The 9,030-nt window shown below is 44.7% G+C and carries 7 protein-coding genes; 4 read left to right on the top strand and 3 right to left on the bottom strand.

Annotated features, from left to right (window positions below; translation table 11 throughout):
- Nucleotides 1-27: 27 nt before the first annotated feature.
- Nucleotides 28-639 carry a response regulator transcription factor gene (locus tag ICN24_RS09025; protein WP_216223186.1) on the bottom strand — a complete coding sequence of 204 codons (612 nt, stop codon included), beginning with the start codon at nt 637-639 and terminating at the stop codon, nt 28-30.
- Between the two features lie 25 nt (nt 640-664).
- Nucleotides 665-1,984 carry a sensor histidine kinase gene (locus ICN24_RS09020; protein WP_216223177.1) on the bottom strand — a complete coding sequence of 440 codons (1,320 nt, stop codon included), beginning with the start codon at nt 1,982-1,984 and terminating at the stop codon, nt 665-667.
- Between the two features lie 537 nt (nt 1,985-2,521).
- Between ICN24_RS09020 and ICN24_RS09015 the strand changes: the two genes are divergently transcribed.
- From ICN24_RS09015 to dacB, 4 genes are read left to right on the top strand one after another with little or no spacing between them, the layout of a single operon-like run.
- Entirely contained in the window at nt 2,522-3,364 is an 843-nt protein-coding gene (locus ICN24_RS09015) for a diguanylate phosphodiesterase (protein ID WP_216223176.1), read from the top strand.
- Nucleotides 3,364-3,987 carry a response regulator transcription factor gene (locus tag ICN24_RS09010; RefSeq protein ID WP_216223174.1) on the top strand — a complete coding sequence of 208 codons (624 nt, stop codon included), beginning with the start codon at nt 3,364-3,366 and terminating at the stop codon, nt 3,985-3,987. Before ICN24_RS09015 ends, ICN24_RS09010 begins: the two co-directional genes overlap by 1 nt.
- 7 nt (nt 3,988-3,994) lie before the next feature.
- Nucleotides 3,995-6,412, top strand: a complete 2,418-nt coding sequence (locus tag ICN24_RS09005; protein ID WP_216223172.1) for an ATP-binding protein — start codon at nt 3,995-3,997, stop codon at nt 6,410-6,412.
- A 48-nt stretch (nt 6,413-6,460) separates the two neighbouring features.
- A complete protein-coding gene (gene dacB, locus ICN24_RS09000) occupies nt 6,461-7,996 on the top strand; it encodes a D-alanyl-D-alanine carboxypeptidase/D-alanyl-D-alanine-endopeptidase (protein ID WP_216223170.1) in 1,536 nt (511 codons plus the stop codon).
- On the opposite strand, the gene ICN24_RS08995 is transcribed toward dacB, so the two are convergent.
- On the bottom strand, nt 7,942-9,030 hold the full coding sequence (locus tag ICN24_RS08995) for an L-threonylcarbamoyladenylate synthase (RefSeq protein WP_216223168.1): 1,089 nt from the start codon (nt 9,028-9,030) through the stop codon (nt 7,942-7,944). The two genes, dacB and ICN24_RS08995, sit on opposite strands and share 55 nt — an antisense overlap.

Raw genomic sequence — 9,030 nt, 5'->3', positions numbered from 1 at the left:
CAAAATCCCCCTAAAGGGGGATAAAAGCTAGTTATCTTGGCTCATAAAAGCAATCAGACCAGCTAAATCTTCAATAGCCAATTTTTGATAGATATTCTTTTTGTATTGCTTGACCGTCTCTATGGACAGATAAAGCTGGAAGGCAATTTTGGGGTTGGTATGGCCCAGCACTATCAAATCACACACTTCCCGCTCACGAGGCGCTAGCCGTTTGAGTTTTTCTTCTTTAGCAATTACTTTGTAGCTCTTAGCCAAACTAACCCTTTGTCTCTCTAAGGCTTTTTCTACAGCAGCCACTAAAGCCTCCATAGCAAAGGGCTTTTGTAAAAAGTCGATTGCACCCAGCTTCATGCCAGAAATCGCTTCTTGTATCGTACTTTCGCCAGAAATAAAGATAATTGGAATTCCTAAAGCGGCGTCCACTAAGCTTTGCTGCATTTGCACGCCAGACTTTCCGGGCATACGCATATCGGAAACTAGGACCGCAGGCCAAGCTATATCCTCATGCCCTAAAAATGCATCGGCAGATTCAAAGACATGTACTTGATAACCCAATGAGGAAAAAGCCTCTTTTAGGCTAGCTCTAAAAGAGGCATCGTCATCAACTAAATAGATGTGGCTATTTTTTGCCGTACTCATTTGAATTTGATTATTCCAAAGTCGGCTACTGAGCAATATCCCTCTTTAGAGGGATATCCACAACAAATTCACTGCCCCCACCAACTCTTGGGGCATAAGAAATCTCACCGTCAATTCTTTGGATGCAATACTGAGATAGCCAAAGGCCAAGACCCATACCTGCTTTTTTACTTGTTTCAAATAAATCAAATATACGAGGCGCCAATTGCTCTGAAATACCTGGGCCGTTATCAGAAATGAGTACCTGAACGCTATCACTATGCTTCATACATCTTAGCCAAATGGATTTTTGCTCAGTTTGCTGATTAGTTTTTAAGGCATCAATCGCATTATTTAATAGATTCAAAAATACCTGTTGCAACTCAACACGATTGGCATTTATCAGAGCGTCATCTATATGAACTTCTAAAGCAATACCTAAGCGGATACATTCACCTTGAACAAGGCGAACTACTGAATTGAGAGCTTCAGCTGTTGAAATGCAAGAGGTGATAACACCCTCTTGTGTAAAGATAGAGCGCAATGCGGCAACGATATCTCCAGAACGTTGATTATCCAGCTCAATGCGACTAATTATTTCTTCAATAGCATCATCATGGATGTCTCTACCAGTAAGCATCCTTCTCAACGTAAATAAATTAATTCTGCTGGCACCAATCGGTTGATTTAGTTCATGGGCTAATGACGCTGATAGAGCTCCAGTTGCTACCGACTTATTGGCTGCCAATAAAGAGCCTATCAAACGCTCACGCTCATCTAGTAAAGCGCTAATACGCGCATTCTCTATAGAGGCTTCAACCTGCTTGGCGGCAGAACGCTCAGACCAAAATCCAAGCATCGTCAAGTACGAGAGCACATTGAAAGACAAGTTAAACCAGGTAACAGCCATCAGGCTCATTGGAACAGAATCAATGGTCAGGACAGGGTTGACCTGTAGCGCTGAAACTACTAACCTCAAAATGACAGTGACTAACTCAAGGAGGGTAAATATGAATAAAAATTTAAGTTGCAAAGATGATTGCACGCGCAAAACTTTTTGTAATTGATAAAGCTGCATTACAAGTAGGATGCAAATAATGCTGGCAACTTCTAAAACACGTCCAACAAAATTACCTGAGCCCCTTAAATACTCAAAATGAATTCCGAAAATTACAATGCCAAGTATGAATAGATAAATACTTTTTTTAGATACTGGTTTTCTAAGAGAAACACAAAACAGCAATTGAGTAGCAATAGAACCCAAATAAAATACATTGGCAAATGTAAAAACAATGGAATTGGATTTCATTGCTTCTGCTGTAGTAGCGGTACCTATAGCGAATAAGGTCAATCCAATAATTGCCAAGGAAATTGAGTAAATCCATAGCTTGGTCTCCTGAGATTTAGAGTATTCGTCACGCAAATAGCTCCAGGAGCTCATCAGCACGCCACCGAGCATAAGGGCGAATAAGAGGAAGACAAGAACGATGGGGCTTCTCATGGGAGCATTCTAAATATTAACTTAAGGGCTTTATAACTAAATTCTACCGTCCTTGAATAGCCTCACCTAGACGTCGAGCCAATTCCTTGCGGGTTTTATTTTTGACATACGTTTCATCTTTTAAGCCATACAAGAAAACTCTCTCAGAGCTAGTATCTAGTTTTCCATTTTTGAGTATGAATTCATCCCCGCTCTTTGCATCGACAACGGTGTTGGGGTTCTTTAAGGATTGAATTCTTAAAGAACCCCAACAGCAGATCCCCATAAATTCTTTAAGGATTTAGCCCCCACCTATACTCTTTCATGGCTGGTAGGTCATTTCCTACAGATAAATCAGCCTTAAGCCCTTACCCCTCCAATCTGTCCTGCCTAGACTGAACAGTCACCGATTGGAGAATGCTGATGAGCCCGAAATCCCGGCTGTACACGCTTGTAAAGGCATGGAAGAACAAACCCTTCCAAGAAGTACATGACGCCTGTGGCGCACCCTGGCTTGGCATGAGTAGTCAAGCCCTCGAAGAACATCAATCTTGGTCTAAGCGACAAGCGATTAGCCATGAACCTATTTTTAATAGCAAAGGAACAAAACTGACCGGTTCTTTATTTAGACCACTGCTCAACGCCTCTGATGCGCAATTACTTCGCTTATTCATGGAGGGATTAGATGCAGCATCTTACTGGTATCGCAGCGGCCGCTTTATACCTGGAATTTTGCCAATCTCACCTCGCACGATCGCCTCCACGGAATACGTAGATGCTTTGAGTGATCTCATCCTCAACTCTCGATTACCAGTTGGTCTAATTACCTTAGGCCTACAGGCCATTCCCAATCCAGAAGTGGCGCAAGCATGCAAAGAAGGCTTGCTGCGACTGCGGCGTATTGGCGTTTTGCTGCATCTGATGCATTTTTCAGGGAGCGCCGAAGATTTGCAATGGATAGACGAAATGCAAATGGAGGGCATTCATCTGGATATGGGCTCTCTGAGAGATCAGTCTTTGTCTTGTGACGTGCTTGCCAAAATCAGACGCTCTCCGTATTCACCAACACAAATTTACGCCGCCAATGTTGCGCTCGTAAAAGATTTAGAGAATATCTCTGACTGGCAAATTGATCACTGCTATGGCGGCCTGATGATGGCACCAGTCAGTCGCCATCAAATGCTTCAGATAAGCGATAGCCGTATCGCTAAAGCTATTTTTTCGCTGCACCCTCATCAACAACCAAAACCCCATGGAGACCAGTAATGAGAAAACGCGTGATGTTGGTAGATGACCATCCAGCAATGCTGATGGCACTTAAAAGTATGTTGCAAGATCAATTGCTCTTTGAAATAGCCGGACAAGCCCAAAATGGCGAAGAGTGCCTCAGATCTATCAAAGAGGTCAACCCCAATATGGTGATTCTGGACTTAGACATGCCCAAGACCGATGGCTTCGATGTGATTCGTCGGATTGGCTTGATGCACCCAGAAATTCGTATGCTAGTGCTATCGAGTCTTGATGAGGCAGTTTATGGTGGCAGGGTACGCTCCCTTGGTGCCCATGGCTTTGTCAATAAAACAGCTGGAGCAGATGTCATTCTGGCTGCTTGTGTCGCCATCTCACAAGGCTATAACTTTTTTACGCATGGCAAAAATGGAAATAGCTCATTAACCGATAACGATAAGCTGGCATTAATTTCCGACCGCGAATTGCAGGTCATGAAATACCTTGGTAAAGGCAACACCAACCAGCAGATTTCCGATATGTTGCACATCAGCAATAAAACCGTAGCTACCTATAAGACCCGCGTATTTGACAAGCTTGGCATTAATAATATTGCCGACTTAATTTTGTTTTGTCGCATGAATAACATCATCGAAAGCTAGAGCCAATATGCATCGATTTGTTACTCTGAGCGTCTGGATCCTCGGATTAGCGATCTGGGGATCAGCACGCGCAGAACACTTAAGCGCCATAGAACAAAAATGGATCGATGCACATCCTATTGTCAAATTTAGCATCCATGAAAAATATGCACCATATCTACATGAGAGCCCAGATCCCCGAAAAAATGGGGTCTTTAAAGCTTTATTACAGCAGTTTAGTCAATACACCCAACAAGAATTTCAGCCGGTTTGGAGAAAATCTGAACGAGAGGGATTGGAACAGTTAGCACAAGGGGAGGTCGATTTCATCATTGACCCACCCACCTTCAATGATGCCCACCCGCAATTTGGCATGCTCTCAGAGGCCATCTTTTGGGGTCATGATGTCATTCTGACTAAGCGTCTCGCCCCAACTCAAAATATCTCCCCTGAAAAAATTGCATTCTTTGATCGTGGCTATGAAGATCCGCCGCCGCCAAGCAATCCCCTAAGCAATGTCTCGCCCAACTTAGAAAAACTCATCGCTGACCTCATCAAAAATGATGTGCAAGCTTTGGTACTTCCCTTGCGCCTTGCGCAACACTGGCTTACTCACAATAGCGATTCTTCTATTCATGTAGATGGCTTTTATGGAAAAGATCCCTTTGCATATCGCTGGCTCATTTCGGATGATGATGTGCCATTGCATCAGTTGCTCAATCGTATTTTGAATCGCCTAGATCCGATAGAGTCACGACAGATTTTTGCCTTTAATACTCTGGAGCCACAATCCGAGAAGGCCCACTTGAGGGCGCTACCCTGGCTCTCGATAATCGCCCTTCTAATGGGGGGAGGTCTTCTGATTTGGCTGATGCACAAAAAACAAATTGAGCAGCAGCACAAAGCCGATGCCCTGTTGGCCTCTAAAGAATTGGCAGAAAAAGCCAATGCTGCTAAATCCTCTTTTTTAGCAACCATGAGTCATGAGATACGAACCCCTATGAATGCAATTCTGGGGGTTCAAGAGCTTTTGCTGAGCAGCCGACAGTTTCCCGCCCACGAAAAATCATTACTCAAAAGCGCTCACAACTCAGCCGAATCCCTTTTGGGAATACTCAATCAAGTCTTAGATCTTTCGAAGATTGAAGCAGGAAAGCTTACGCTCAATCTAGAGCCATGCTGTTTAAATACTTTGATCGATGACATTGATTCAGCTTTTTCAACCCTGGCATCACAACACCAACTCATCCTACAGACCTCGAAAGATCCAAGAATCGCGGAAGTTTTAATGATGGACGCCCTGCGCCTTCGTCAAATTCTGCAAAATTTAATTAGTAATGCAATCAAATTTACCCATCAAGGTGAAATTTATTTCTCGATTAGCGTGATAGCGGATGATCATGCAGGGCAACTGATTGAGTTCCGCATTATTGACACTGGGATAGGTATGAAAGCCGAGGATATTGAGCTTGCACTACAGCCCTTTGAACAGGTTCCCGGTAAACACGATCAGCAAAACGGTACTGGACTTGGCTTGACTATCACCAATCATCTCGTCAGCTCAATGAATAGTCAGCTGTATTTTGAAAGCGCACCCGGCTATGGCAGCAATATCCATTTTTGTGTCGCCTTTCCGCGCACGAGCATTGCTGCTTCTCGTAATACCTACAGAGATCTTCAAATTCATCGCACAAGAAGACTGGTATCTGCCCGATCTATCAAAGAAGGCAGACCGCTATCAGCGCTGGTGGTTGAAGATCATCCTGCTAGTCGCCAAATTATTTCACTCCAGCTTCAAGCCTTGGGTATCCATGTCGTAGTGTGTGATAACGCCAATAGAGCGCTTGATCAGCTCTGCCAACAACAATTTGACCTATTGATTACCGATCAGTCCATTCCTGGTATGCAAGGCTCTGAACTGGCCCAAGAAGTCCGTGCCCAAGGTTTTAATGAGCTCATCATTATTGGAATTACTGCAGATATCTACGCCCTAGAATCACGCCATCAATTTTTAGCCGCTGGCATGAATGGCGTACTCATTAAACCCCTGAGCCTCATGAGTTTAGAAAATGAACTTACTCGTTATTTCACTTATATTGACTCCGAAGCTGAAGGTTTAGCTCATGAATACTCATTTGAGATCTGTTCGGGGATGCTAAATCATGATCCGAAGCAGATCTCGATCATCCTAGAAGAAATCAAAAAGGTGCATGATGAAGTCTTGCAAACACTTTCATCAGAAAAAATCGATCAGGATATCTTTGCAAGCATACTTCACAAAATCAAAGGTGGAGCCCAACTTATCGGCGCCAAAGATTTTGTCAGTAGCTGCATACTCCTCGAAAATACAGATTCATTAACAAGCCGCGTAGACGCTTTAGCGCAGTTGCTTGAAAAACAAAATCAAATGATTGCAAGCTATCAACGAAAGCTTGACAAAAGCTAGTACTAGTTTGATGGCAGACATATCCTAAGTAGGTTTATCCTATGGGTAATGAATGCACGACATCACACCCACCTACTTGGGATTAGCCTATGGTTTGGCTGCAGCCTCATCGCAGCCTCAGTATGGGCCGATGACACTGTCTCATCCAGCATTCCTCAGGCTGTAGCTAAAAGCCTTGAGCGCAACCAAATACCTCAAGAAGCGGTCAGTATTGCCGTCATCGAAATCGAACCCGGCCGTCCAGGTAAGCACATCGCTAAAAATAAGCTAGGTTGGCGTGCTCAAGAAGCAATGAACCCCGCTTCTACGATGAAGGTATTAACTACGCTATCTGCCCTGGATATTTTGGGCACTCAATACCGCTGGCGTACGAATGTGTATACCGATGGCATCATTCGACAAGGCACCCTCAAAGGAAATCTTTACCTTCAGGGAACTGGTGACCCGAAACTCATCCCGGAAGAACTTGCGAAGCTCATGAAGGATCTACAGGGGCTGGGTATTCAGAAAATTGATGGTAATTTATTTTTTGATCGCAGTGCTTATGCGCCAAGCGTTATGGAACACAATACGATTGATGGTGAGTCATTACGCGCTTACAACGTACCACCAGACCCGCTACTCTATGCTTTCCGCACGCTCTCTTTTCAGCTGGGCAAATCTCGGACAGCAGACTTTATTGATATCAACTACACCCCAACACTTTCGCAGTTGAAAGTAGTCAACCAGATGCAATTGGTTGATCGGACTTGTGATAACTGGAAGAGCAATATTCGCTTCACTTTGGATCCAGAAAACAATAGCAATACCGATCAAGCACTCACCGCACAGTTTTCAGGGACATTTCCCAGCGCTTGCAGCGCAGTCAATTACAACGTCGTTGCTCTAGATGCCAACACTTTTCTGACCCAAGGATTTGCAGCAGCGTGGGAGCTTGCAGGCGGCACTTGGGTCAAGCCACCCACTGGTAAAGATGGAGCGGTACCCTTGGCTGCCAGATTATTGCTGCAATTTGAGGGCGTTAATCTCGGCGAAGATGTCTTAGATATTAATAAGTATTCCAATAATGTTATGGCTCGCCAGTTATTCCTTACGCTTGCATTAGAGAAGATGGGAAAACCTGCCACCACATCCAACGGGGAAATGGTGATTCAGAGTTGGCTGAAACAAAATGGTTTGAATTTTTCTGGTCTAGTTATTGAAAATGGTTCGGGACTCTCACGCAATGAGGCGATCTCGACAGAACAAATGAATCAGCTATTACTGACCGCTCGAAATTTGCCAGTAGGAGAAGTTTTCTATAACAGCCTGCCTATTGCAGGTACTGATGGCACCATGCGCAATCGCCTCATGACCCAGCTGAGAAAATTTTTACACTTAAAGAAAAAGCCTGAGGCCAGAATCAAAACAGGCTCACTTGCTGATGTGCGTGCAATCTCTGGTTATGTTGTAAGCAAGTCCGGAAAACTCTATGCAGTGAGCTCTTTCATTAACCATCCCAATGCTTGGAGAGGTTTAGAAGCACACGATCAGCTATTAGCGTGGCTAATGGAAGATGGGCCTGATCCAAAGCATGCCCGCTGAAGTCGATCGCGTACGCCATCCCACTCTTCACCTGCAGGTGGCTCCGGAAACAAGATTAAATCCCAGGCCTGCTCATCAAGATCTCTGAGTGTGCGATACAAGCGGCTAGCAAAAATACTGGGATCGCTAGAAACAATAATTTCTTCTACATCAATCGAGGGGTGATCCTCTAATACTAAAGAAGATTCAGAGTCCCACACGACTACCGCTACTCGAGACTTCGTATCCGGAAACTCACTCAAGGCATCCAATACTCTTCCGGGTGCATAAAGACGCAGTGGAGTTGTTGGTGCGTAGTGCGCTTTGAGACTGCCGGAAACTCTCGGCAGATCACCCGAAGAGGGCCTGTGATCACCAGGACGTGATACCTGAATACCCGTTTTAGCCAAAATCTCACTGGGGGTAATAGCCCCGGGCCGTAGCAGGACAGCATGATCGCCAGAAGATAAATCAATAATGGTCGATTCAATACCAACTTCACAATCGCCACCATCCAAAACCATCAAGTCCAAAACACCTTCAAACTCATGGCGGACATCGGCAGCCCTGGTTGGGGATACTTTTCCGAATCGGTTAGCAGAAGGGGCAACCACTCCGCCCTTGAACTTCCGCAGCAGCTCTTGAGCAACTGGATGTGCAGGCGCACGAATCGCTACCGTATCCTGACCGCCGGTGAGCTCATTCAAAACACGCTTATCTTTTTTAAATACCAGCGTTAATGGTCCAGGCCAAAAAGCATGTATCAACTTCAACGCATCTTCGGATATATCTCTGACCCAAGGAGCAAGTACAGAGACCCAATCAATCTCTGACTGATCAAATCGATCTGGTGCAGCCAAGTGAACAATTAAGGGGTGACTACTAGGACGGCCCTTGCTTGTAAAAACCTTATTAATAGCTTCTGGGTTACTGGCATCAGCGCCTAAACCGTAAACCGTTTCCGTTGGAAAGGCTACTAAGCCGCCCTCACGTAAGGTTTGTACCGCTTCATTAATAACTGCTGAAGATTGCAGTGGCGAACTATCGCTGGACAT

The sequence above is a fragment of the Polynucleobacter sp. UK-Kesae-W10 genome, from assembly GCF_018881575.1.
In the GTDB taxonomy this organism is placed as follows: domain Bacteria; phylum Pseudomonadota; class Gammaproteobacteria; order Burkholderiales; family Burkholderiaceae; genus Polynucleobacter.
The sequence above is the reverse complement of the archived record's forward strand: the minus strand, read 5'-3'. Positions and strand labels throughout refer to the sequence as shown.